Here is a 21,900-nt window from a genome sequence, read left to right on the forward strand (position 1 = left end):
CCGCGCGGAACAGGGGGGAAGTCATGTCGGACCACCACTCGGGCGGAATCACCGTGCACGGCACCGTGGCCGCCGGCTACGAAGCCGTACGGGACGAGTTCGCCGCCGTACTCGCCGAGGAGCCCAACGAGCCGGGCTCGCAGCTCACCGTGTACCGGAACGGCCGCCGGGTCGTCGACCTCTGGGCGGGCGAGGGCGTCGACGCCGACTCGCTGCCCGCCGTCTTCTCCTCCACGAAGGGCGCGGCCCACCTCGTCGTCGCCCTGCTCGTGCAGGACGGCATCCTCGACCTGGACCGCACGGTCGCCTCGTACTGGCCGGAGTTCGCGGCCGAGGGCAAGGGCGCACTGACGCTGCGGGAGCTGCTGGGCCACCGCTCCGGGGTGATCGGCGTCGAGGGCGGCTTCCTCCTGGACGAGCTGGCCGACGACCGGGTGATCGCCGCCCGGCTCGCCGGGCAGGCCCCGTTCTGGGAGCCCGGCAAGGAGTTCGGCTACCACGCGTTCGTGATCGGCGCGCTGACCGGCGAGGTGGTGCGGCGGGTCACCGGCCGTTCGATCCAGGAACTGTTCGAGGAGCGCGTCCGCGCCCCGTACGGCCTCGACCTCTACCTCGGCCAGCCCGCGGAGCTGGAGCCCCGCTACCTCCCCGTCCGGTCCATGAATCCGACACCGGAGCAGAAGGCCGAGTTCGCCGCCCGCCCCTTCGACCCGAAGGGCCTCCAGGCGGTGGCCTTCAACGTCCCGACGGATACCGTCGCCTGGATCAACACCCCGTCCGTACGGGCGCTCGGCCCGGCGTCGGTGGGCGGCGTCGGCTCGGCGCGCGCGCTGGCCGGGATGTACGCGGCCACGCTCGGCGAGTTCGCCGGCCGGCCCCCGCTCCTCACGGCGGAGACCCGGACCGAGTTCGCCCGCCTGAGCATGGCGGGCATCGACCGGGTGACCGACGAGGTGGACCACTTCGGCCTCGGCTTCGAGCGCCCGCGCATGCTCTACCCGTCGCTGGGCGAGGGCGCGTTCGGCCACTGCGGCGCGGCGGGCTCCCAGGCGTTCGCGGACCCGTCGAACGGGATCGCGTACGGCTACACACGCCGACGGTTCGCGTTCCCGGGCGGGGCGGCCCCGGAGAACGTCCGGCTGGTCGCCGCGGTGGTGGAGGCGGCGAACTCAAGCCCCTCCGGCGACTGAGGAGCGGGGGTCCGGGGGCGGAGCCCCCGGGTCCAGCCCCTCGGCCAGTACCTCCGCCAGGTGCCGCCCCCGCACCCCGCCCAGCTGCGCCAGCTGCGTCCGGCACGAGAACCCGTCCGCCAGGACCTCCGCGTCCGGCGGCGCGTCCCGTACCGCCGGCAGCAGCTGGTCCTCCGCGCAGGCCACCGAAACCTCCCAGTGCCCCCGCTCGAAGCCGAAGTTGCCGGCCAGGCCGCAGCAGCCGCCCGTCAACTCGCCCTTCAGACCGGCCCGTTCCCTCAGCCGCCGGTCCGCCCCGTCGCCCAGGACCGCGTGCTGGTGGCAGTGCGTCTGGCCGGTGACCGGGCGGTCCAGCCGCGGGGGCCGCCAGTCGGGGGCGTACTTCTCCAGGTACTCCGCCAGGGTGTGGACCGAGGCGGCCAGTTCGGCGGCGCGCGGGTCGTCGGGGAGCAGCTCCGGGAGGTCGTTGCGGAGCGTCGCCGCGCAGCTCGGTTCGAGGACGATCACGGGGTCGCCGAGCATGCCGCCGAGCCGCTTCAGGGTGCGGCGCATCACCGTGCGGGCCCGGGTCAGCTGGCCGGTCGAGACGTACGTGAGCCCGCAGCACAGGCCGCGGCCGGCCGGGAGCGCCTTGCGGCCCGTCGCCTCCAGGACCCGGACCGCCGCCCGGCCCACCTCGGGCGAGAGGTGCTCCGTGAAGGTGTCGGGCCAGACCACGGCCACCTGGTCGTTGGAGAGGATGAACGTCCCCTTGCCCCAGCGCCGGTTCAGCCACCGCGTGAACGTCTCCCGCGCCAGGACCGGAATCCCCCGCTCCGGCGCGATGCCCGCCAGCCGCTTGGCAAGGGCGGCGAGCGGGCGCACCCGGGCCAGGGCGTTCAGCGCGCCCGCGAAGGGGGACGCGAGGCGCAGCCAGCGCGGCAGCCATCCCATCGCGTAGTGCGCGGCCGGGCGCAGCCGGTGCCGGTAGTGGTGGTGCAGGAACTCCGCCTTGTACGTGGCCATGTCGACGCCCACCGGGCAGTCGCTGCGGCAGCCCTTGCAGGACAGGCACAGGTCGAGCGCGTCCCGTACCTCCGTCGAGCGCCAGCCGTCGGTGATCACCCCGCCCGCGGTGCCGGCCAGCATCTCGTGGAGCAGCCGGGCGCGGCCGCGCGTCGAGTGCGCCTCCTCGCCAGTCGCGCGGAAGGACGGGCACATCACGGACGGGCCGGCGGCCTCCTTCGTACGGCACTTGGCGACGCCCACGCACCGTCGCACCGCCGCGGAGAAGTCGCCGCCGTCGTGCGGGTAGCCGAACGCGACGTCGACCGGCTGTTTCGGGAGCACCTCGAAGCGCAGGTTCTCGTCCAGACGGGCCGGGCGGGCGAGGATGCCCGGGTTCATGCCGCCGTCGGGGTCCCAGAGGTCCTTGAACCGGCCGAAGAGTGCGACGAGTTCGTCCCCGTACATCCGGGGGAGCAGTTCGGCGCGCGCCTGGCCGTCGCCGTGTTCGCCGGACAGGGAGCCGCCGTGGGCGACGACCAGTGAGGCGAGTTCCTCGGAGAAGCGGCGGAAACGCGCCACTCCGTCCCCGGTCAGGAGGTCGAAGTCGATGCGGACGTGGATGCAGCCGTCGCCGAAGTGCCCGTACGGGGTGCCGCGCAGGCCGTGTTCGGTGAGCAGGGCGCGGAAGTCGCGGAGGTAGGGGCCGAGCCGGGCGGGCGGTACCGCGCAGTCCTCCCAGCCGGGCCAGGCCTCGCTGCCGTCGGGCATCCGGGTCGCGGTGCCGGACGCGTCCTCCCTGATCCGCCACAGCGCCCGCTGGCCGGCCGGGTCGGTGACGACGGCGGTGTCCACCGCGCCCCCGGCGGCCGCCCGCGCGATCCGTTCGGCGTGCGCCCGTGCCTCGGCCGGGGTGGCGCCGCCGGTCTCGACGAAGAGCCAGGCGGCGCCGCGCGGCAGCCCTGCGGGTTCGCGTACGAGGTCGGCGGCCATGCCCTCGACGGTCAGCGAGTGGTGCGGGAGGAGGCCGGGGGCGGCCTCGGCGGCGGCCGACTCGTCGGCGTAGCCGAGGACGGCGAGGGCGCGGGCCGCGGGTGCCTCGACGAGCCGCAGCGTCGCCTCCGTCACCACGCCGAGCGTGCCCTCGCTCCCGCAGAACGCGCGGGCGGTGTCGGCGCCGCGTTCGGGCAGCAGCGCGTCCAGCGCGTATCCGGAGATGCGGCGCGGGAGTCCGGGGAAGCCGGTGCGCAGGAGGGCGAGGTGGGAGGCGGTCAGTTCGCGGAGTCCGGCGGGGCCCTCGGCGCCCGGGGCCAGGCGGAGGGTGCCGCCGCCGTAGCGGGCGACGGTGAGGGCGTGGACGTTGTCGGCGGTGGTGCCCCAGGCGACCGAGTGCGAGCCGCAGGAGTTGTTGCCGATCATGCCGCCGACGGTGCAGCGGCTGTGCGTGGAGGGGTCGGGTCCGAAGGTGAGCCCGTGCGGGGCGGCGGCCGCCCGCAGGTCGTCCAGGACGACGCCCGGCTGGACCACGGCGGTGCGGGAGCCGGGGTCCAGCTCGACGATCGACCGGAGGTGGCGGGTGAGGTCGAGGACGACTCCGGTGCCGGTGGCCTGCCCGGCGATGGACGTGCCGCCGCCGCGCGGCACGACGGGCACCCGGTGCGCGCGGCAGACGGCGAGCGCGGCGGCGATGTCGTCGGCGTCGCGCGGGGCGACGACACCGAGCGGCACCCGGCGGTAGTTGGAGGCGTCCATCGTCGTCAGCGCCCGTGCGGTGGCGTCGAACTCCACCGCTCCGCGCACGGCAGCGCGCAGGTCACGGACGAGCTCGGCGGGAGCGCCGTCGCGCGGGGAGCCACCGTGCGCGGCGGCGGCCTTCTCAGGGGTGCCAGGTGCCATCCGGACAGCATGCCGCCCTCCCGGACGGCCCGGCCGACGCCCCCGCGCGTTTTCGTCGATTACGTCAATACGTCGGATTACGTCGGACTCGCGAACATAAACGAAACAGAGAGCACCACAAGTTCTTCCCAAACAGATCGTCAATTCTCATATAGTGACCGAGACTTGTCTGGGAATCTTCTGTTCCAGTTGTCGCATTTGCTCGACGCAGTACCGACTCGCCCGAACCGTCCCATCCGTCACCGTCCGCCCCCCAAGGACTCCGATTGCGCCCCTCAACCCGGCCGACCGCACTGGCCCTGCTGGTCACCGTGGCCCTCACCGGATCCCTGTGTCTGTGGGCGGCCGCCGCCGCCCCCGAATCGGCCAGGACCGCAGTGGCCTGGGGGGCGAGCGCCGCCGCCGTGCTGCTCTCCGCCGCCGTCGCCACCGCCGTCCACGCCCGCGCCACGGCCCGCCGGCTGCGGGAGCTCCTCGCGGCCGAAAGCGGCCGGTTCACCGCCGAGACCTCGCGGATGGTGTCGGCGTCCGCCGCCGACGCCCAGCGGTTCACCGCCGAGACCGCCCGGATCAAGGCCGCAGCGGCCACCGAGACGGCCCGCGTCGTCGCGGAGTCCGCGGCCGGAACCGAGCGGCTCACCAAGGAGAACGCGAAGCTCAAGGCCCGCGTCTCCCGCAGTGAGACCGAGCGCTCCGCCGCCGTCGCCGCCTGCGCCAACGCCGCGGGCCGGATGCAGGCACTGGCGACGAGCATGCTCGCCGACCTGCGCGACATGGAACACCGCCACTCCGCCGAGGACGTCCTGGGCGATCTGCTGCACCTGGACCACCGCACCGCCCAGGCGGGCCGGCTGGCCGACTCCATCGCCGTGCTGACCGGCGCCCGCTCCGGGCGGCGCTGGGCGAAGCCGATCGTGATGGAGTCCATCCTGCGCGGCGCGATGGGCCGGATCAGCGGATACCAGCGGATCCGTCTCCACTCCACCAGCGATGTCGCCATCGCCGGTCACGCCGCCGAGGGCGTCATGCACGCACTCGCCGAACTCCTCGACAACGCCGCGAACTTCTCGCCGCCCACCGCCGAGGTCCATGTGTACGTGGAGGAGGTCCCGGCCGGCATCGTGCTGACCGTCGAGGACAGCGGTCTCGTCATGAGCGATGTGCAGCTGCGCCGCGCCGAACGCGCCGTCTCCGCCGTCAACCAGGACCTGACCGGCCTCTCCGGCACCCGGCTCGGCCTCGCCGTCGTCGGCCGGCTGGCCCGCAAGCACGGACTGACCGTCTCGTTCCGGCCCTCCGCCCGCGGCGGCACGGGCGCGCTGATGATGCTCCCGCAGGAGATCATCACCCGCACCCCGATGCCGGCCCCCGAGCCCGCCGCCGGCCCCGTGATCCCCGCGCCGCGCGAGCCCGAGCCGGTCCACGCCTCCGGAGCCGACCGCACCGGCACCCCGGACACGTCCCCCGACGCGTCCCGCTCCCCGGAGCCCCTGCGCTCCGACTCCGGCTCGGACACGACCGGCGGACTCCCCCGGTTCGGCGACAGCGGACTGCCCAAGCGCTCGCGCGGCCGCACCCTGGCCGCCGCCGAGTCCCGTGCCCGGGCGGCGTCCGACGCGTCGGACGCCGAGACCGCGGACGGCACCACCCCCCGGCCCCGTACCGCCGACCCCAAGGCCCAGGCAGCCCGCTTCAGCAGCTTCCGCCAGGCCGTACGGCCCAACTCCCCGCACCCGGAAGGCAACACCCGATGACCGCGACCACCGACGAGAAGCTCAACTGGCTGCTGGAGGGGCTCCTTGAGCGCACCCCCGGCGCCCGTCACGCCCTCGTGCTGTCCAGGGACGGCCTCAAGCTGTGCCGTACCCCCGAGCTCTCCGTCGACCAGGCGGACCAGCTGGCCGCGATCTCGGCCGGGATCCAGAGCCTCTCGCACGGCGCGTCCGTCGAGTTCGGTGACGGCACCGGCGGCGTACGTTCCGCGATGGCCGAGTTCTACGGCGGCGTGCTGTTCATCGTGGAGGCGGGCGCCGGCGCCCACCTCGCCGTCGTCGCGTCCGAGGACGCCGACGTCGGCCTCGTCGGCCACAACATGAGCGAGCTCGTGGAGCAGCTCGGCGAGCACCTCGTCGCCCCGCCGCGCGAGCCCGCCGAAGCCTCCGAAACCGCGGCCGTATGACTCCCCGCCCCCGCCCCGGCCGGGACGACGACCCGGACCGGCTGTACACCCTCACCGGTGGCCGCAGCCGGTCCGATTCGGCCGCCTTCGACCTGGTGACGCTGGTGGTCTCCGAGTGCGAGCCGGCCCCCGGCATGCAGTCGGAGCACGTCACGATCCTGCGGATGTGCGAACGGCCCACCGCGGTCGTCGAACTCGCCGCCGGACTGAACCTGCCCGTCAGCATCGTGCGCATCCTGCTGTGCGATCTGCTCGACACCGGCCGGATCAGCGCCCGCCACCCCCGTACCGCCCGTGTCGCGGACCGGCTCCCCGACCCCGACATCCTGGAACAGGTGCTCGTTGGACTCCGCAACCTCTGACCGTGCCGCCCTGCAGGCCACGGCCGACAACGGACTGAAGATAGTCGTCGTCGGTGGCTTCGGGGTCGGCAAGACCACCATGGTCCGATCCGTGAGCGAGATCCGTCCGCTCAACACGGAGGAGACGATGACCCGCGCGGGCGAGGCCGTCGACCACCTCGACGGGGTGCAGTCGAAGTCGTCCACGACCGTCGCCTTCGACTTCGGCCGGATCACGCTCGACGCGCGCTCGGTCCTCTACCTCTTCGGCGCACCCGGCCAGGAGCGCTTCTGGTTCCTGTGGGACCGGCTGTTCTCCGGGACGCTGGGCGCGGTCGTCCTCGTCGACACCCGGCGCCTCGCCGACTCCTGGTACGCCATCGACCGGCTGGAACACCACGGCACGCCGTTCATCGTCGCGTGCAACGACTTCGGCGGCCCGCTCCACACCGAGCAGCAGATCCGTGAGGCGCTCGACCTCTCGGACGACGTGCCGCTCGTGGAGTGCGACGCCCGGGACCGGTCCTCCAGCAAGTACGTCCTGATCACGCTGGTGGAGCACCTCTACGCCCTCTCCCGGGGCAAGGTCAGCTCCTCCGCAGCCGCCCGTCCGGACACCACTCCGGAGAAGACCCCGGAGCCCACCCCGTGACCCAGCCCCCCGAACCGCCCCCGGGCTGCCCGGCACACGACCGCGTACCGCTGTCGGGTCCGCGGTTCCAGACCGAACCCACCCAGCTGTACCGGGAGATGCGCCGCGACCACGGCGCCGTCGCCCCCATCGTGCTGGACGGCGGCATCCCGGCCTGGCTGGTCCTCGGCTACCGCGAACTGCACCAGGTCACCAGCGACCCGGTGCTGTTCAGCCGCGACTCCGACCTGTGGAGCCAGTGGGAGCACATCCCCGACGACTGGCCGCTGCTGCCCATGATCGGCCGCAAGCAGCCGTCGATCCTCTACACGGTCGGCCCCCGGCACGTCGAGCGCGCCGCGATGATCAGCAACGCCCTGGAGGCCGTCGACCCGTTCGCCCTCAAGCGGTACGCGGAGGAGTTCGCCGACGAACTCATCGACCGGTTCTGCTCCAAGGGCGCGGTCGACATCATCGCCGAGTACGCGATGCTGCTCCCCGCCCGGGTGCTGGCGCGGATCTACGGATTCAGCGACGAGACCGGCGACGCGCTCGTCGGCTCGATCAACGACATGATCGACGGCCGGGAACGCGCCCTGGCAGGCCAGCAGCACCTCGGCACGTCGATGTTCCAGCTGCTGGCCGACAAGCACGCCGAGCCCGCCGACGACGTCGCGACCCGGATGCTGGCCGACCCCGGCGGCTTCACGGACGAGGAGGTCGCCCAGGACCTCATGGTCATGATGGCCGCCGGCCACCAGCCGACCGCGGACTGGATGGGCAACTCCCTGCGGCTGATGCTGACCGACGACCGGTTCGCCGCCTCGCTCTCCGGCGGCCGGCACAGCGTCGCCGAGGCGATGAACGAGGTCCTGTGGGAGGACACCCCGACGCAGAACATCGCGGGGCGCTGGACCGCCCGCGACACCCACCTCGGGGGCCGTCACATCCAGGCGGGCGACCTGCTGGTCCTCGGCTTCGCCGCCGCCAACGCCGACCCGCAGGTGCGCACCGACGGCTCGGCGCTGACCGGTGGGAACAACGCGTTCCTCTCCTTCGGCCACGGCGAGCACCGCTGCCCGTTCCCGGCCCAGGAGACCGCCGAGGTCATCGCCCGTACCGGCATCGAGGTCCTGCTGGACCGCCTCCCGGACATCGACCTCGACGTCCCCGCCGAACAGCTCACCCGACGCCCCTCCCCGTGGCTGCGGGGCCTGACGGACCTGCCCGTCGCCTTCACGCCCACCCCCGCCACAGGATCCGCCATCGGAGGCCAGATATGACCCGGATCGCCCTCGACCCCTTCGTCGCCGACCTCGACGGCGAGAGCGCCGCACTGCGCGCCGCGGGCCCGCTCGCCGAGGTGGAGCTGCCCGGCGGGGTGCACTGCTACGCGGTCACCCACCACGCGGAGGCCCGGCAGCTGCTGACCGACTCCCGGATCGTGAAGGACATCAACGTCTGGGGTGCCTGGCAGCGCGGCGAGATCCCGATGGACTGGCCGCTGATCGGCCTGGCCAACCCGGGCCGCTCCATGCTGACCGTGGACGGCGCCGACCACCGCCGGCTGCGCACCCTGGTCGCGCAGGCGCTCACCGTGAAGCGGGTGGAGCGGCTGCGCGCGGGCATCGAGGCGCTGACGACCGCGAGCCTGGACCGGCTCGCGGCGCTGCCCAAGGGCGAGAAGGTCGACCTGAAGGCGGAGTTCGCCTACCCGCTGCCGATGAACGTGATCAGCGAGCTGATGGGCGTGGACGGCGCCGACCACCCGCGGCTCAAGGAGCTCTTCGAGAAGTTCTTCTCGACGCAGACGCCGCCGGAGGAGGTCCCGCAGATGATGGCGGACCTCGGCACGCTCTTCACGAAGATCGTCGACGCGAAGCGGGCCGAGCCGGGCGACGACCTGACGAGCGCCCTGATCGCGGCCTCCGAGGACGGCGACCACCTCAGCAACGAGGAGATCGTCAACACCCTCCAGCTGATCATCGCCGCGGGCCACGAGACCACGATCAGCCTGATCGTGAACGCCGTGGTCGCGCTCGAGACCCACCCCGAGCAGCGCAAGCAGGTCCTCTCCGGCGCGCTGCCGTGGGAGAGCGTGATCGAGGAGACGCTGCGCTGGAACACCCCGACCTCGCACGTCCTGATCCGGTTCGCGACGGAGGACGTGACGGTCGGGGAGAAGGTCCTCCCCAAGGGTGAGGCCCTGATCGTGTCGTTCGGCGCGCTGGGCCGGGACGAGGCGCAGTACGGCCCGACGGCCGGTGAGTTCGACGCGACCCGCACCCCCAACCGCCACATCGCCTTCGGCCACGGCCCGCACGTCTGCCCGGGCGCGGCGCTCTCGCGCCTGGAGGCGGGGGTCGCACTCCCCGCCCTGTACGAGCGCTTCCCGGAGCTGGAGCTCGCCGTACCGGCCTCCGAGCTGCGGAACAAGCCGATCGTCACCCAGAACGACCTGTACGACCTGCCGGTCGAACTGGGCTGAACCGGCCCCGTACGGACGTACATCCAAGGTCCACGAGTCGGATCCCCTGTCTCATCCGACGGACAGGGTGCGTGGCCGCCGCACCGAGCGGCTACGCTCCGACTCGTGGCCGACATCCAGATTCCCGCTGACATCAAGCCCGCCGACGGACGCTTCGGCGCCGGTCCTTCCAAGGTGCGGACGGAGGCGCTCGACGCGCTGGCCGCCACCGGCACCTCTCTTCTCGGTACGTCCCACCGCCAGGCTCCGGTGAAGAACCTGGTCGGCGCGGTACGTGACGGCGTGCGCGACCTCTTCTCCCTCCCCGAGGGCTACGAGGTGATCCTGGGCAACGGCGGCTCCACCGCCTTCTGGGACGTCGCGACGCACGGCCTGATCGAGTCGAAGTCCCAGCACCTGAACTTCGGCGAGTTCTCCTCGAAGTTCGCGAAGGCCGCCAAGCTCGCCCCGTGGCTCGCCGACCCGACCGTCATCGCCTCCGACCCGGGCACCCACCCGGACCCGAAGGCCGAGGCGGGCGTCGACGTCTACGCCTTCACCCACAACGAGACCTCGACCGGTGTCGCGGCGCCGGTCAAGCGCGTCGCGGGCGCCGACGAGGGCTCCCTGGTCCTGGTGGACGCCACCTCCGGCGCGGGCGGTCTGCCCGTCGACATCACCGAGACGGACGTCTACTACTTCGCCCCGCAGAAGTCCTTCGCCTCCGACGGCGGCCTGTGGATCGGCGTCTTCTCCCCGGCGGCCCTGGAGCGCGCGGCCCGCGTCCACGCCTCCGGCCGGCACGTCCCGGAGTTCTTCTCACTGCCGACGGCGATCGACAACTCCCTGAAGAACCAGACGTACAACACCCCGGCGCTCGCCACGCTGTTCCTCCTGAACGAGCAGCTGACCTGGATGAACACCCAGGGCGGCCTGGACTTCACCACCGGCCGCACGGCCGCCTCCTCCGGCCACCTGTACGGCTGGGCCGAGGAGTCGAAGTACGCGACCCCGTTCGTCACGGACGCGGCCAAGCGCTCGCAGGTCATCGGCACGATCGACTTCGCGGACGAGATCGACGCCGCCGCGGTGGCCAAGGTGCTCCGCGCCAACGGCATCGTCGACACGGAGCCTTACCGCAAGCTGGGCCGCAACCAGCTGCGCGTGGCGATGTTCCCGGCGATCGACCCGTCGGACGTGCAGGCGCTGACGGCGTGCATCGACTACGTGATCGAGAAGCTGTAGTCCGTACGTTCCGGAACGGCCCTGCGCACCGCGAGGTGAGCAGGGCCGTTTCTGCTTCACTCGACCGAGTGGCATATGCCAGAGCCGGGGCCTGCGGCCGTACCGTCCTACGATGATGCTCTCGACACCAGCCATTCCAGGAGGCCCGCAATGTCTGCAGCAGCAGTCGAGCACCCCTGTGAAGACGAGCCGGAGCTGTCGTTGCTCGAAGAAGCCAACGAGCTCGCGGAGCAGCTTCCCGGTCGTCGCGTCGAGATCATCGGAGGCGTCATCACCGTGGCCCCATCCCCGGACGGCCCGCACGCCCGCGCCCTGACCAAGCTCATGCGGCCGTTCATCGCGGCCGGACTCGACGACGGGGACTCGGTCGTCCTCCAGGGCATCGGCCTCTGGCTGCCGGGCGGTCCCGAGGACTACGCCATCCCCGACCTCGCCCTCGTCGACGCCGATCTCGACGCGCACAGACTCGACAACAACTGCTACGACCCGGCCGTCTTCCGCCTGGTCCTGGAGGTCACCTCCAGCAACTACAAGGGCGACCTGCGGCACAAGGTCGCGGTGTACGCCGAGGCAAAGATCCCCGTCTACGTGATCCTCGACCGCAAGCACAGCCGGGTCCACGTCCTGACGGAACCCGTCGGCGGTACCTATGACCGCCACGAGGTGTACGCCCCCGGCCAGCAGGCCCCGCTTCCCGAGTCGATCGGAGCCGAGGTCACCCTCGACGTCGCCGAACTGATCGGGGCCGGCAGGGCGAAATCGAGCCAGTCTGCCGATTCAAGCCCGTCCGCCGATTCAAGCCCGTCCGGCGATTGAGGACACGGAGCTCGCCGGGGTGTCCCGACACCACCGTTCCTCGCCGTCCTCCCACTCGCCGGTTGGCATGAGCCCCGCCGCCGCGGCCACCGCGGCGGACGCGGCGTGCTCGGGATGGATGTGGGCGATGACCGTACGGACCGCTCCCCCGCCCAACAGGTGCGCGACGAGACCCCGCGCCGCCTCTTTGGCGTACCCCCGCCCCTGCCACTCGGCCCCGGTCACCCAGGCGATCTCCGCGCGCGAGCCGCGCACCGACGCCTGCACATAGCCCGCCAGGCGGTCCTCGTCCCGGACCCGCAGCACCCAGTTCCACCACAGCTCGGCCGGGTCCGGCGATCCGGCCGTCTGCCGTTCGTAACGGGCCCGCAGGGCGTCCGCGTCCTCCGGGGCACCCCCGGTGAAGGTGTGCAGGGCCGGATCGGCGAGCACGCGGGCCATCTCGTCCGCGTACGCCACCCGCAGGGGCAGTGCGTCGAGGCGAGTGGTGGCGAAGGGCGTGGGCCCGTTGTCGGTCGTCATAGGCCTGCCACCCTATGCCGCGCCCGCCACCACCTCCGAAACACACGTTCGACAACTTCCGCGCGGATGAGCACGACGCCCGGGCGGCGGACCATGGAAGGTATGGAGACGATTCCCGAGCTGAGGCCGTTCGTGAAGCAGTACGCCGTCCTGCTCAGCACGCGGCGCCAGGACGGGACGCAGGCCGACACCCCCGTGAACATCGCCGTCGAGGGCGACCACGCCTTCATCCGTACGTTCTCGTCGGCGTGGAAGGTGGAGCGGATGCGCAACCATCCCACCGTGCGCATCGGCCCCTGCACGGTGCGCGGCAGGCCTACGGGACCGCAGATCGCCGCGCACGCCCGGCTCCTCCAGGCAGGCTCGAGGGAGAACACGCACGCCGCCCGGATGCTGTCCCGCAAGTACCCCGTCATGCACGGCGTCCTCGTCCCGCTCGCCCACCGGATCAAGCGCGACCGCACCTTGCACTACGAGGTCCGCCCGCTCGAAACGTGACCCTCGGGTCGCGCCACCGGGGCAAGTCAGCGCCGGCTGCGGCGCCTGCCCAGGAACAGCAGCAGCCCGATCCCGGCAAGCACGGCGACCCCGGTCAGCGTGGTGCCCTTCACCGGCACTCCGCTCCCGTCCCCGGAACCACCCGCCCCGCCGGACGACGGGGACGTGCCACCGGCCCGCGCGGGCCCGTCGTCCCCGGCCTTCTTCAGGTCCACCCGCTCGACGCTGCTCTGCTCCCCCTCGGAGCCGTACATCAGCGCCGAACCGTCCGCCGTGTACGTCACCGACTCGGCCTGCGGCAGCAGCGGGGCCTGGACCGGGTAGTCCTTGCCGAGCCTGCCGTTCGCGAACGCCCAGCCGCGCGCGCTGAAGTACGAGCGCAGCACCAGCTCCTTGCCGTCGGGCGAGAACGCCCCGTCCGTCACCCACGGCACCTCCCCGACCCGCCGGAACACGTTGTTCCCGCCGGTCGTGAGCTTCGCGGGGCCCTCGTACAGCCCGCCGCCGTCCTCGTTCTTCGACGCGATGTACACCCGGCCGGTCTTCGGGTGGACCATCAGCGCCTCGGCGTTGCGCGGGCCGTCGGCGTACGTCACGTCGAACTGCGTGGCCCGGACCGTCGCGTCCCGGAGCTCCTTCGGCTCGGGGAAGCGGTAGATCCAGACGTGGTCCCAGCTGCCGTTCAGGTTGTCGCCGATGTCACCGACGTACAGGTTCCCGTCGGGTCCGAGCGAGATCGCCTCGACGTCCCGGGGCGCGCCCACACCCTTCATCGTGATCCGCGCGACGGTCTTCCCGGTGCGGGAGTCGACGGCGAAGACGTACGGCCCGTCGTCGCTGTCGTTGTGCGTCCAGTAGATCCCCGGGTGGGCGCGGCTGGCCGCCAGGCCGCTGGACTCGGTGATCCGCGGATCCTCGATCGTGAAGCTCCGGTCGGCTTCCCCGTCGTCGGCCACGGCGGGCGCGGCCGCCGCGAAGGACAGGAGCGCGGCGGCGGCGAGAACGGTCAGTCGGTACGAACGCATGGCACAAGTGTCCATCGTCACGTCGCAGGCCGGAGCCATGATCCGCCATGATGGCGCCATGCGTTTCATGTGCGTCGGCGATTCCATGACCATCGGGCGCGCCGGCGACTTCACGTGGCGCTACCGCCTGTGGCAGCACCTCGAAGCGGCCCACGACGGTCCGTACGCGCTCGTCGGCCCGCGCACCACGCTGCACGACACCGATACGGGCACGCCCGTCTCGACCGCGTACGCGGTCCCCGGCTTCCCCGCCGAAGCCCGCCGCCACCTGGCCGGCTGGGGCGAGGGCTGGCTGCACATGGCCCCCGTCATCGCGGACACGGTCGCCGCCCACCGGGCGGACGTCCTGCTCGTCTCGCTCGGCCTGATAGACCTCGGCTTCTACACGGACAGCGAGCAGACCGCGCTGAACGCCCGCGCCTTCCTCAGCGCGGCCCGCACGGCGAACCCGCACATCAGATGCGTGCTGCTCCCCGTCATACCGAACATCCGCGCCGAGTCCGACGCCCCCTTCGCCGCCGAGTGCGCCCGCTTCAACGAACTGCTCGCCAAGACGGTCGCCGACCTGGACGAGCCGATGTCCCCGCTCCTGCTCGCCTCGCGCCCGCCGGGCTACGACATCCACACGGACACGTACGACGGCACGCACCCCGGCCCGTCCGGCGAACACCGGCTCGCGGCCGCCTACGCCGACGCGATGCACCAGGCGTGGGGCCTGGGCGGTCCGTACGCACCCGCCGAACCGGCGGCGGGCCGCCCCCTCATCCCTTCCCCGTCGGCTTCGCCCGTACGTGCATCCGCTCGCCCTGCGGTCCGAACAGGCTGAGGAACTCCACCGGTTCCGGCCCGGCGGCACCCCACCAGTGCGGGGTGTGCGTGTCGAACTCGGCGACCTCTCCCGCCGTGAGCACGAGATCGTGCTCACCAAGCACCAGCCGCAGCCGCCCCGAGAGCACGTACAGCCACTCGTAGCCCTCGTGCACCCGCTGTTCGACGGGCCCCTCCGTGCCCGTCGCGCCGGGCATCACCTGCTTGTACGCGTTCACCCCGCTGAGGTGCCGGGTCAGCGGCACGAACGTCATGCCGTGCCGCTTGAACGGCCGGAACGTCACCCTCGGGTCCCCGGTGTCCGGGGCGCCGACCAGCTCGTCCAGCTGCACCCCGTACGCCTTGGCCAGCGGGAGCAGCAGTTCCAGGGTGGGTTTGCGGCCGCCGGACTCCAGCCGGGACAGCGTGCTGAGCGAGATCCCGGTCGTCTCGCTCAGCTGCGCCAGCGTCGTCCCGCGCTCGGTGCGCAGCGCGCGCAGCCGGGGCCCGACGCCGGTCAGGACGGACGTGAGCTCGTCGTCCCCCATCGCGCTGTCTTCTGTGCCTGCCTCATCCGCTGCCATGGTTCCATTTGCCGACCCGGCAAGCGGTGTTGTCAACCGGAGACGGCGTCCGCCACCCCGGCCGCCGACCCGTCCGCCGGTCCGATCATGGCCATGGACAGCCGGGTGAACTCACTGGTCAGCCAGGCGGGCGGCACCTGGCGCGGCCGGCGGCCGTGATGCGCGAGGAGCTCGTCGACGGACCGGGTCAGCACCTTCACCACCACGTCGAGGTCACCGTCGACCCCGTGACCGCGCCCCCTGGCGCGCTCGGCCTCCTGCGTCAGGAACTCCGTCCACACCGACCGCCACATCGTGAGGTGCTCGTCCATCTCCCGGCTCACCCCGAGCACCTCGACGAACGCGACCCGCGCCTCCTGCGGGTCCCGCGTGACGGCCCGGACGTAGGCGTCGAAGAGCCTGCGGACCCGCTCCTCGGTCGGACACGTCTCCATGCCCTCGGCGGTCAGCTCCACCTCGGACGCCCGCATCCCGCGGGTCGCGACGTCGTCGTACAGATCGACGAGCAGGGCCTCGCGCGACGCGAACTCGCGGTAGAAGTCCCGCACTTCCACGTGCGCCGCGGCGCACAGGTCCTGGACGGAGGTATGGGCATAGCCGTACACGGCGAACAACGTGCGCCCGGCCGCCATGAGTTGTGCGCGCACCCCGCCGGGTTCCCGCGCCGCCCTCGCTCCGTTCCACAGCTCCACTGCCACATCCACCACCGGTCCTCCTCAGTCCGTCCGGCCCCCGGGCCCCCGGGCCCCCGAGTCCCCGGGCCCCCGGTCCACTCTCCTCGCTCCACCGCACCGACGGCGGAACCGCCACACCGGCGAACGGCCGTACGCTTCACCCGGCCACTCCGACGTCCTCGGCGTCCGCGGCCCGGATGGCCGCGACACGCTCACGCCAGGGCAACGGCTCGGGCGCCTTGAAGTTCTCGTCGAAGGGCGGCGGTTCCCATCTGGCCGTGTGTGCCTCCCACGCGGCCTCCCGGGAGCACGGCCCGCACACCGTCTCGTCGCCCCTGGGCCGGAAGACGTGTTCGGCACCCTCCTCCGCCGCCTGGCAGGCGATGACCTGCCTGACGGCGGGCGGGGCAGGCGGAACGGATGCGGGCGGCTCGTCGCGCAGTGGTTCGTCGCGCAGTGGCTCCGGCATCATGCGTACGAGCCGTTTGCGCAGGAACCCGCAGGCGTACCGGACCCCGCCCTCGGGCAGCCCCCTGCTGAGCGCGTGCCGCAGCTCGGCCGCGTTCACCCCGCGCCGAAGCCAGTCGGCCGCCGTGTCGGCGAGACTGCGGGCCTCGCGGACGCCGAGACGCAGCTGAAGGTCCGCGTGCCGGAGCGAGAGCAACACGCGCTCGGCCTCGGCGACTTGCGGGTCGGCGGGGTCCGCGCCGACCGGCTCGCCCGCCTGCTCGGGCGCTTCGGTGGGTGGGTGGGATGAGTTCTCCTCACGTTCTTCATCCACCGGTAGTTGACCACCGACGGACCGGGCGCCCGGATCACCGACGGCCGGATTCCGCTCACTCGGCGGCCGGACCGGCGGCGAGGCGGCCCCGCCGTCGCGGACCCGGCGGGCCTCGTCGTCGGAGAGCGGCACGTTGGAGAGGAGCTGATCGGTCACCCACAGCCCACGGTCACCCTGCCGCCGCCACTCGTGGACGAAGCCGTGGGCCTTGAGCTGGCTCTTGGCCTTCTGGTAGGCCCGCCCGGTGATACCGAGCTTCTTGGCGTGCTCACTGAGGGCCTTGCCGGCCCACTTCTCGGGCAGCCCCTGCACATAGGCGATCAAGATCTTCGCGTCGCTGCCGAGGCGCGGATGGCGCACGATGTCGTGCGCGGCCTTCACATAGCCGCGGGACGGCGAGATAGCATGACAGAGCATTCTCGGTGGACCTCTGATCCATCGTGGGGTGAAGGCCCTCGGCATACGGTGCTGGTAACACCGCCGGGGGCCGCCCTGTGCGCTGAAGCGCACGGAGTGTAATGACGCGATCACCGTACAGCAGGTTTCTGCACGTCGACCACCTCGCACAGCAGCTCGAACAACAGTTCCGCGTCCACGAACGGGACTTGCGCCGTGGGCAGCGAACGCCAGTCCAGCGGGTACGTCAGTCCGCGCAGGGCGGGCACCCCGACGAAGGCACCCCCTTCCCGCACCAACGCCTCGGCCCCGACGGGCCATCGGTACGCACGAGCGCTCCCGGGCGGCAGCAGGAAGTACATGTTGCGTTCGCCGATGTGCGAGCGGACCACGGGACCGGCGGCGAAGTCCGTGAACTGCATTACCTCGTAAGCGACTTGTTCCCCCAGAACGCCGATGACGCGTACGGCGTCGAAGTGAATCCCGGCGTGCCGCAGGGCGTGCCCGGTGGCGGGAATCCAGGAGGGCATCGGGTCCGGTGAATTTTTCGGTTCCATACGTAAAGCGTCGGCGCCCACACGTACGGTGACCAGGGACACAAGGCATCTGTGCACTGCTGTGTACTTGGAGGTGAGGGTGTGCACCCCAGTAGTACCGGTGGCGGGACTGCCGAGATGTTCGGGGCGTTGTTGCGGCATTTCCGCGAACTGGCCGGACTCTCGCAGGAGGGGTTAGGGGGCAGGATCGGGTTCTCCAAGTCGCAGGTGGCGATGGTGGAGCGGGGGCAGCGGCCGCCGAAGGGGGATTTCGTCCCACTGGCCGATGCGGCGCTCGGTGCCAACGGTGCTCTGATCGCTGCGGCGGTGCAGTTGAAGTTCAGCAGCGTGGCCACCTGGTTCGAGCCGTTCGCCGAGGAGGAAGCCAAGGCGGTGGCGCGGTACCAGTACGAGTCCAGCACCATGCCCGGCCTGCTACAGACCGAGGCGCACGCGCACGCCCTGCACCAGGGAGTCTGCCCGCCCCTCGACGATGACGAGATCGAACGACTGGTGGCCGGGCGCCTTGCACGACAGACCCTGCTGACGCGCAAGCCGCTGCCGGACATCAGCTTCATCCTGGAAATCAGCGCGGTCACTCGCCCTATCGGCGGACGAGACGTGCACCGAGCGCAGCTTCAGCACCTTCTTGAAGTGAGCGAGTTGCGGAATGTGCACATCCAGGTGATGTCTCCCCACCGGGAGACGCACGTCGGAATGGCCGGACCCTTCGTGCTGCTGGAGACCGACGACCGGCGACGGCTGGCGTATCTGGAGGTGCAGGGACGGAACTTCGTTGTCAGTGAACAACCCCAACTGGGAGACTTGTTTGCGACGTATGGCATGCTCCGGACCCAGGCTCACGGGCTTGAAGAGTCGCGTGGGCTGATCAAGCAGATAGCAGAAGGACTATGAGCACTGACCTGAAGTGGTTCAAGAGCAGCTACAGCGCCCCGAACGGCGGCGACTGCGTAGAGGTCGCCACCTGCCCCCACACCATCCACGTCCGCGACTCCAAGGACCTCACCGTCCCCGCGCTCGCGCTCTCCCCCGCCGCCTGGTCGCGCTTCCTCACGTACGCGGCGTCGTAGCTCCTCCGGGGTGCCCCGGCCCGGTGTGATCGGATGCGTCGGGCACCTTGTAGCCGGGCACGGACGGCCAGCGGACCGTCAGCACCACGGACTCCTCCTCGGCGAACCAGGAGTGGTCGACGCCGTGCCCCCACACGACATAGTCCCCCTGCTCGGCCAGGAGCACGCTGCGTCCGGGCAGCTCCACCCGGAAACGGCCGCTGATCAGGACCAGCAGAGCGGTGCGCGCCTCGCCGGTCACCCACTGGGCCCGCTCGTCGCCCGGCGGGTGCACACCCCACTTGATCTCCACGTCCTCGCTGTGCCGAGGATCGTTGGCGTCCTTGAAGTGGCCGAGCAGCCAGCCCCGGTCCAGCGCCGCGTCCTTGCCCGCGTTTCCCACGTACACACTGCTGTTCATGATTCCGGAACGTAGCAGGGGCCGAAGTTCCGTCCTGGGACGGGCCGCCGCTTCGATATCCGCCGGGGCCTCTTCCCCGAGGGCTATCGTGGTGATATGGCCGCTGATCTCGTTCGTATCGTGTCCCGTGATTCGCCCATGGCGCTCGCTCAGGTCGAGCGCGTACGCGCCGAGCTGGCCGCGCTGTACCCCGACGTCCGCACCGAGGTCGTCCCGGTGAAGACGACCGGCGACAAGTGGATGGGCGACCTGGCCCTGGTCGAGGGGAAGGGCGCGTTCACCAAGGAGGTCGACCAGGCACTGCTCGCCGGTGACGCCGATCTCGCGGTGCACTGCGTCAAGGACATCCCGGCCGACCGGCCCCTGCCCGCCGGTACGACGTTCGCGGCGTTCCTCAAGCGCGACGACGTCCGGGACGCGCTCATCCACCCGGACGGCCTGCACCTCGACCAGCTCCCGCCGGGCACCCGGATCGGCACCTCGTCCGTCCGGCGCATCGCCCAGCTCGCCGCCTCCCACCCGCATCTGGACTGCGTACCGATGCGGGGCAACGCCAACCGGCGCCTGGAGAAGCTCGCCGCGGGGGACGCCGATGCGCTGCTCCTGGCCGTATCCGGTCTGGAACGCATCGGGCGCACCGACGTGATCTCCGAGATCCTGACGCCCGAGGTGATGTGCCCGCCCATCGGTGCGGGGATCCTGGCGCTTCAGTGCCGTGAGGGCGACACCGCGCTCATCGACCGCGTGAGCGCCCTCGGCGATCCCGCCACGCACCGCGAGGCAACGGCCGAGCGCATGTTCCTGCACGTTCTCCAAGGGCACTGCAACAGCCCGATCGCCGGGTACGCGCAGGTCGAGGGGAACGGCGAACTCACCCTGCGGACCAAGGTCTTCACCCCGGACGGGAAGACCGTCCTGAACGCCCACGAGTGGGCCGGACGCCTCGACCCCGCCACCCTCGGCACCTCGGTCGCCGTCGCCCTCCTGCGCCAGGGCGCCCGGGACCTGATCGACGGGATCGCTCACTAGGTGATCCATTCCAGGGGTCAGTGACCGGAGGTACCCGTGCCATCCCCGCGACCGCTCACCGCCGAGGAGAAGCTCGCCGAAGCGAAGAAGCTGTTGAGCCTCCCTCGGATCGTCGTGATCTGCGGTTCGACCCGCTTCATGGCCCAGATGAACGAGGCCGATCTGCGGGAGACCAAGGCCGGAAGGATTGTCGTCAAACCGGGCTGCGACATGAAGTCGCCGCACGAACTCCGGTCCGATCCCGTCGAGGCCGAGGCACTGAAGCTCCGGCTCGACGATCTGCACCGGGCGAAGATCCGGCTCGCTGACGAGGTACTCGTGGTCGGTGACTACATCGGCGACAGCACGCGGGCCGAAATCGCCTACGCCCGGTCGCTGGGCAGGCCCGTGCGGTTCACGCACCCCGAAGTCGACCCCGACGCCTGACCGGTCGTCCAGGGCGTCCGAGGCCACCCGGTTCGCCCGGGTCAGAGCTTGATCGCGAAATAGGCGGTGGCGGCGACCGCGAGCAGCAGGTAGCCGCCCGGGAACGCGATGTTCCGGAAGACACGCGCGCGGACGTGGGCCAGGACCGCGCCGACGAAGAACACGGTGAGGCCGATTCCTGCCGCAAGGCCCAGCCAGGGCACCCCGAGAAGCCCGACGGCGAGGCCGACGGCGCCCGCGAGTTTGAGGGTGGCCAGGTAGGGCACCGCGGCCGGCGGTACTCCGACCCCCGCGGAGTTCGCGAGTACGAAGGGTGCCCGCGCGTAGTCCGCGATCGCGATGAACGCGTTCGCGACGACGCACGCAACAGTGGCGACGGTCAGTAGGATCATGACGGTGTCATCTCCTCGGGAGGCGAGCAGGAATGGGTTGTCCGACCGTCCTGACGCCGGCCGGACCCGAAAGGTGACACCCATGCCGATCACGGTCGAGGAATTCGAGACCGCACGACCGCATCTGCTGTCGGCTGCCCACCGCATGCTCGGCTCGGCCCATGACGCCCAGGACGCCGTCCAGACGGCGTGGCTGCGGGCCATGGCCGCCCGGTCGTCACCGCCGATCGAGAACCCGTCGGCGTGGCTCACGACGGTCACCGCCAGGATCTGCCTGGACGAGCTGCGCGCCCGGCGCCGTCGTAACGAGGCGCCACTGCTCGCGGACGCCGTCCCGGCCGCGGAACTGGCCGCCGACGAGGCGGTCCTCCGCACGGAGGACGTCTCCCGGGCGCTCATGGTCCTGTTGAACCAGCTGACCCCGCCCCAGCGGGTTGCCTACGTTCTGCACGACCTGTTCTCCGTGCCGTTCGACCGGATCGCTCACGTACTGGACGGGACCGTGTCCGGTGCCAAGAAGCACGCCAGCAGGGCCCGGCAACGCCTCGGCGGAACCCCGCACGCCCCGGAGCGGGACGGTCGCGCGGACCGGGAGATCCCGGACCCGGAAATCGTCGAAGCCTTCCTGGCGGCGGCCCGGACCGGGGACACCCGCAGGATGCTCCAGTTACTCGCGCCCGACAGCGTCCGCGACGCCGACGCCGCGCTCCTGCCTCGCGGCGCCCGCAGCCTCGTCGTCGGTGCCGTCGACATCGCCACCGAGACCGTGCACTTCCGCGACCGCATTCAGGCGCTCTGCACGCTCGCCCTCGACGACCGGCCGGTGTACGTCATCGCCCCCGGAGGCCATCCCCTCGCCACGATCGAGTTCAGGACGGCCGGACCGAAGGTCACTAGGATCACGCTGCGGTCGGCACGAATCGACGACCGTTTCACGGCCGCTCTGCCGTCAGCAACCGCTTGAACCGCAACAACGGGACGTCACCGGTC

25 protein-coding genes are annotated in these 21,900 nt (G+C 71.6%); 16 read left to right on the forward strand and 9 right to left on the reverse strand.

Features of this window, described 5'->3' with window-relative positions; genetic code table 11:
* Positions 1-23 precede the first annotated feature (23 nt).
* Complete coding sequence (locus OG521_17165) at positions 24-1,190, forward strand: beta-lactamase family protein (GenBank protein ID WUW22430.1); 1,167 nt, start codon at positions 24-26, stop codon at positions 1,188-1,190.
* Here OG521_17165 and OG521_17170 read toward each other — a convergent pair.
* Positions 1,170-3,926, reverse strand: a complete 2,757-nt coding sequence (locus OG521_17170) for an FAD-binding oxidoreductase (protein WUW26710.1) — start codon at positions 3,924-3,926, stop codon at positions 1,170-1,172. The two genes, OG521_17165 and OG521_17170, sit on opposite strands and share 21 nt — an antisense overlap.
* A 410-nt stretch (positions 3,927-4,336) precedes the next feature.
* Between OG521_17170 and OG521_17175 the strand changes: the two genes are divergently transcribed.
* The 8 genes from OG521_17175 to OG521_17210 all read left to right on the forward strand — a co-directional run bounded on the left by OG521_17175 (position 4,337) and on the right by OG521_17210 (position 11,749).
* Entirely contained in the window at positions 4,337-5,824 is a 1,488-nt protein-coding gene (locus OG521_17175; protein WUW22431.1) for an ATP-binding protein, read from the forward strand.
* Positions 5,821-6,249, forward strand: a complete 429-nt coding sequence (locus OG521_17180; GenBank protein ID WUW22432.1) for a roadblock/LC7 domain-containing protein — start codon at positions 5,821-5,823, stop codon at positions 6,247-6,249. Before OG521_17175 ends, OG521_17180 begins: the two co-directional genes overlap by 4 nt.
* Entirely contained in the window at positions 6,246-6,611 is a 366-nt protein-coding gene (locus OG521_17185) for a DUF742 domain-containing protein (protein WUW22433.1), read from the forward strand. The genes OG521_17180 and OG521_17185 overlap by 4 nt, the downstream gene beginning before the upstream one ends.
* Positions 6,592-7,242: an ATP/GTP-binding protein gene (locus tag OG521_17190; protein WUW22434.1), complete on the forward strand. Its 651-nt coding sequence runs from the start codon at positions 6,592-6,594 to the stop codon at positions 7,240-7,242. The genes OG521_17185 and OG521_17190 overlap by 20 nt, the downstream gene beginning before the upstream one ends.
* Complete coding sequence (locus tag OG521_17195; GenBank protein WUW22435.1) at positions 7,239-8,504, forward strand: cytochrome P450; 1,266 nt, start codon at positions 7,239-7,241, stop codon at positions 8,502-8,504. Before OG521_17190 ends, OG521_17195 begins: the two co-directional genes overlap by 4 nt.
* Positions 8,501-9,709, forward strand: a complete 1,209-nt coding sequence (locus tag OG521_17200; protein WUW22436.1) for a cytochrome P450 — start codon at positions 8,501-8,503, stop codon at positions 9,707-9,709. Before OG521_17195 ends, OG521_17200 begins: the two co-directional genes overlap by 4 nt.
* 105 nt (positions 9,710-9,814) lie before the next feature.
* The gene (gene serC, locus OG521_17205) at positions 9,815-10,933 is read left to right on the forward strand and encodes a phosphoserine transaminase (protein ID WUW22437.1); all 1,119 of its coding nucleotides are present in this window, start codon (positions 9,815-9,817) and stop codon (positions 10,931-10,933) included.
* A 150-nt stretch (positions 10,934-11,083) separates the two neighbouring features.
* The gene (locus OG521_17210) at positions 11,084-11,749 is read left to right on the forward strand and encodes a Uma2 family endonuclease (GenBank protein ID WUW22438.1); all 666 of its coding nucleotides are present in this window, start codon (positions 11,084-11,086) and stop codon (positions 11,747-11,749) included.
* On the opposite strand, the gene OG521_17215 is transcribed toward OG521_17210, so the two are convergent.
* Positions 11,729-12,271 (reverse strand): GNAT family N-acetyltransferase, encoded by a 543-nt coding sequence (locus tag OG521_17215; GenBank protein WUW22439.1) that lies wholly within the window; start codon positions 12,269-12,271, stop codon positions 11,729-11,731. The two genes, OG521_17210 and OG521_17215, sit on opposite strands and share 21 nt — an antisense overlap.
* Before the next feature lie 102 nt (positions 12,272-12,373).
* Between OG521_17215 and OG521_17220 the strand changes: the two genes are divergently transcribed.
* Entirely contained in the window at positions 12,374-12,769 is a 396-nt protein-coding gene (locus OG521_17220) for a PPOX class F420-dependent oxidoreductase (protein WUW22440.1), read from the forward strand.
* A gap of 26 nt (positions 12,770-12,795) precedes the next feature.
* Here the strand turns inward: OG521_17220 and OG521_17225 are convergent, their stop codons facing one another.
* A complete protein-coding gene (locus OG521_17225; GenBank protein WUW22441.1) occupies positions 12,796-13,794 on the reverse strand; it encodes an esterase-like activity of phytase family protein in 999 nt (332 codons plus the stop codon).
* 58 nt (positions 13,795-13,852) lie between these two features.
* On the opposite strand from OG521_17225, the gene OG521_17230 reads away from it, so the two are divergent.
* Entirely contained in the window at positions 13,853-14,620 is a 768-nt protein-coding gene (locus OG521_17230; GenBank protein WUW22442.1) for a GDSL-type esterase/lipase family protein, read from the forward strand.
* Here the strand turns inward: OG521_17230 and OG521_17235 are convergent.
* The 4 genes from OG521_17235 to OG521_17250 all read right to left on the reverse strand — a co-directional run bounded on the left by OG521_17235 (position 14,556) and on the right by OG521_17250 (position 17,593).
* On the reverse strand, positions 14,556-15,149 hold the full coding sequence (locus tag OG521_17235; GenBank protein ID WUW26711.1) for a helix-turn-helix transcriptional regulator: 594 nt from the start codon (positions 15,147-15,149) through the stop codon (positions 14,556-14,558). The two genes, OG521_17230 and OG521_17235, sit on opposite strands and share 65 nt — an antisense overlap.
* Before the next feature lie 68 nt (positions 15,150-15,217).
* Positions 15,218-15,892: a TetR/AcrR family transcriptional regulator gene (locus OG521_17240; GenBank protein ID WUW22443.1), complete on the reverse strand. Its 675-nt coding sequence runs from the start codon at positions 15,890-15,892 to the stop codon at positions 15,218-15,220.
* A 124-nt stretch (positions 15,893-16,016) separates the two neighbouring features.
* On the reverse strand, positions 16,017-17,057 hold the full coding sequence (locus tag OG521_17245; protein WUW22444.1) for a hypothetical protein: 1,041 nt from the start codon (positions 17,055-17,057) through the stop codon (positions 16,017-16,019).
* Between the two features lie 110 nt (positions 17,058-17,167).
* Positions 17,168-17,593 carry a hypothetical protein gene (locus OG521_17250; GenBank protein ID WUW22445.1) on the reverse strand — a complete coding sequence of 142 codons (426 nt, stop codon included), beginning with the start codon at positions 17,591-17,593 and terminating at the stop codon, positions 17,168-17,170.
* Positions 17,594-17,710: 117 nt separating this feature from the next.
* On the opposite strand from OG521_17250, the gene OG521_17255 reads away from it, so the two are divergent.
* Together OG521_17255 and OG521_17260 are read left to right on the forward strand one after the other, a co-directional pair.
* Positions 17,711-18,487 (forward strand): helix-turn-helix domain-containing protein, encoded by a 777-nt coding sequence (locus OG521_17255; GenBank protein WUW22446.1) that lies wholly within the window; start codon positions 17,711-17,713, stop codon positions 18,485-18,487.
* The gene (locus OG521_17260; GenBank protein ID WUW22447.1) at positions 18,484-18,663 is read left to right on the forward strand and encodes a DUF397 domain-containing protein; all 180 of its coding nucleotides are present in this window, start codon (positions 18,484-18,486) and stop codon (positions 18,661-18,663) included. Before OG521_17255 ends, OG521_17260 begins: the two co-directional genes overlap by 4 nt.
* On the opposite strand, the gene OG521_17265 is transcribed toward OG521_17260, so the two are convergent.
* Entirely contained in the window at positions 18,644-19,063 is a 420-nt protein-coding gene (locus OG521_17265) for a signal peptidase I (GenBank protein ID WUW22448.1), read from the reverse strand. The genes OG521_17260 and OG521_17265 overlap by 20 nt on opposite strands.
* Positions 19,064-19,159: 96 nt before the next feature.
* Between OG521_17265 and hemC the strand changes: the two genes are divergently transcribed.
* On the forward strand, positions 19,160-20,092 hold the full coding sequence (gene hemC / locus OG521_17270) for a hydroxymethylbilane synthase (GenBank protein WUW22449.1): 933 nt from the start codon (positions 19,160-19,162) through the stop codon (positions 20,090-20,092).
* 36 nt (positions 20,093-20,128) lie between these two features.
* The gene (locus OG521_17275; protein WUW22450.1) at positions 20,129-20,518 is read left to right on the forward strand and encodes a DUF4406 domain-containing protein; all 390 of its coding nucleotides are present in this window, start codon (positions 20,129-20,131) and stop codon (positions 20,516-20,518) included.
* A 41-nt stretch (positions 20,519-20,559) separates the two neighbouring features.
* On the opposite strand, the gene OG521_17280 is transcribed toward OG521_17275, so the two are convergent.
* Positions 20,560-20,910, reverse strand: coding sequence for a DoxX family protein (locus OG521_17280; protein WUW22451.1), 351 nt, complete (start codon positions 20,908-20,910; stop codon positions 20,560-20,562).
* 82 nt (positions 20,911-20,992) lie between these two features.
* Between OG521_17280 and OG521_17285 the strand changes: the two genes are divergently transcribed.
* On the forward strand, positions 20,993-21,874 hold the full coding sequence (locus OG521_17285; GenBank protein WUW22452.1) for a sigma-70 family RNA polymerase sigma factor: 882 nt from the start codon (positions 20,993-20,995) through the stop codon (positions 21,872-21,874).
* Positions 21,875-21,900: the final 26 nt, after the last annotated feature.

The sequence above is a fragment of the Streptomyces sp. NBC_01463 genome, from assembly GCA_036227345.1.
Taxonomy (GTDB): domain Bacteria; phylum Actinomycetota; class Actinomycetes; order Streptomycetales; family Streptomycetaceae; genus Streptomyces.

What these genes read in the sequence shown, in the direction of transcription:
- OG521_17165 (WUW22430.1), top strand. Translation starts at nt 24, where the DNA reads ATGTCGGACCACCACTCGGGCGGAATCACCGTGCACGGCACCGTGGCC.
- OG521_17170 (WUW26710.1), bottom strand. Translation starts at nt 3,926, where the DNA reads ATGGACGCCTCCAACTACCGCCGGGTGCCGCTCGGTGTCGTCGCCCCG.
- OG521_17180 (WUW22432.1), top strand. Translation starts at nt 5,821, where the DNA reads ATGACCGCGACCACCGACGAGAAGCTCAACTGGCTGCTGGAGGGGCTC.
- OG521_17185 (WUW22433.1), top strand. Translation starts at nt 6,246, where the DNA reads ATGACTCCCCGCCCCCGCCCCGGCCGGGACGACGACCCGGACCGGCTG.
- OG521_17200 (WUW22436.1), top strand. Translation starts at nt 8,501, where the DNA reads ATGACCCGGATCGCCCTCGACCCCTTCGTCGCCGACCTCGACGGCGAG.
- OG521_17210 (WUW22438.1), top strand. Translation starts at nt 11,084, where the DNA reads ATGTCTGCAGCAGCAGTCGAGCACCCCTGTGAAGACGAGCCGGAGCTG.
- OG521_17215 (WUW22439.1), bottom strand. Translation starts at nt 12,271, where the DNA reads ATGACGACCGACAACGGGCCCACGCCCTTCGCCACCACTCGCCTCGAC.
- OG521_17220 (WUW22440.1), top strand. Translation starts at nt 12,374, where the DNA reads ATGGAGACGATTCCCGAGCTGAGGCCGTTCGTGAAGCAGTACGCCGTC.
- OG521_17225 (WUW22441.1), bottom strand. Translation starts at nt 13,794, where the DNA reads ATGCGTTCGTACCGACTGACCGTTCTCGCCGCCGCCGCGCTCCTGTCC.
- OG521_17230 (WUW22442.1), top strand. Translation starts at nt 13,853, where the DNA reads ATGCGTTTCATGTGCGTCGGCGATTCCATGACCATCGGGCGCGCCGGC.
- OG521_17235 (WUW26711.1), bottom strand. Translation starts at nt 15,149, where the DNA reads ATGGGGGACGACGAGCTCACGTCCGTCCTGACCGGCGTCGGGCCCCGG.
- OG521_17245 (WUW22444.1), bottom strand. Translation starts at nt 17,057, where the DNA reads ATGCTCTGTCATGCTATCTCGCCGTCCCGCGGCTATGTGAAGGCCGCG.
- OG521_17250 (WUW22445.1), bottom strand. Translation starts at nt 17,593, where the DNA reads ATGGAACCGAAAAATTCACCGGACCCGATGCCCTCCTGGATTCCCGCC.
- OG521_17255 (WUW22446.1), top strand. Translation starts at nt 17,711, where the DNA reads ATGTTCGGGGCGTTGTTGCGGCATTTCCGCGAACTGGCCGGACTCTCG.
- OG521_17260 (WUW22447.1), top strand. Translation starts at nt 18,484, where the DNA reads ATGAGCACTGACCTGAAGTGGTTCAAGAGCAGCTACAGCGCCCCGAAC.
- OG521_17265 (WUW22448.1), bottom strand. Translation starts at nt 19,063, where the DNA reads ATGAACAGCAGTGTGTACGTGGGAAACGCGGGCAAGGACGCGGCGCTG.
- hemC (WUW22449.1), top strand. Translation starts at nt 19,160, where the DNA reads ATGGCCGCTGATCTCGTTCGTATCGTGTCCCGTGATTCGCCCATGGCG.
- OG521_17280 (WUW22451.1), bottom strand. Translation starts at nt 20,910, where the DNA reads ATGATCCTACTGACCGTCGCCACTGTTGCGTGCGTCGTCGCGAACGCG.
- OG521_17285 (WUW22452.1), top strand. Translation starts at nt 20,993, where the DNA reads ATGCCGATCACGGTCGAGGAATTCGAGACCGCACGACCGCATCTGCTG.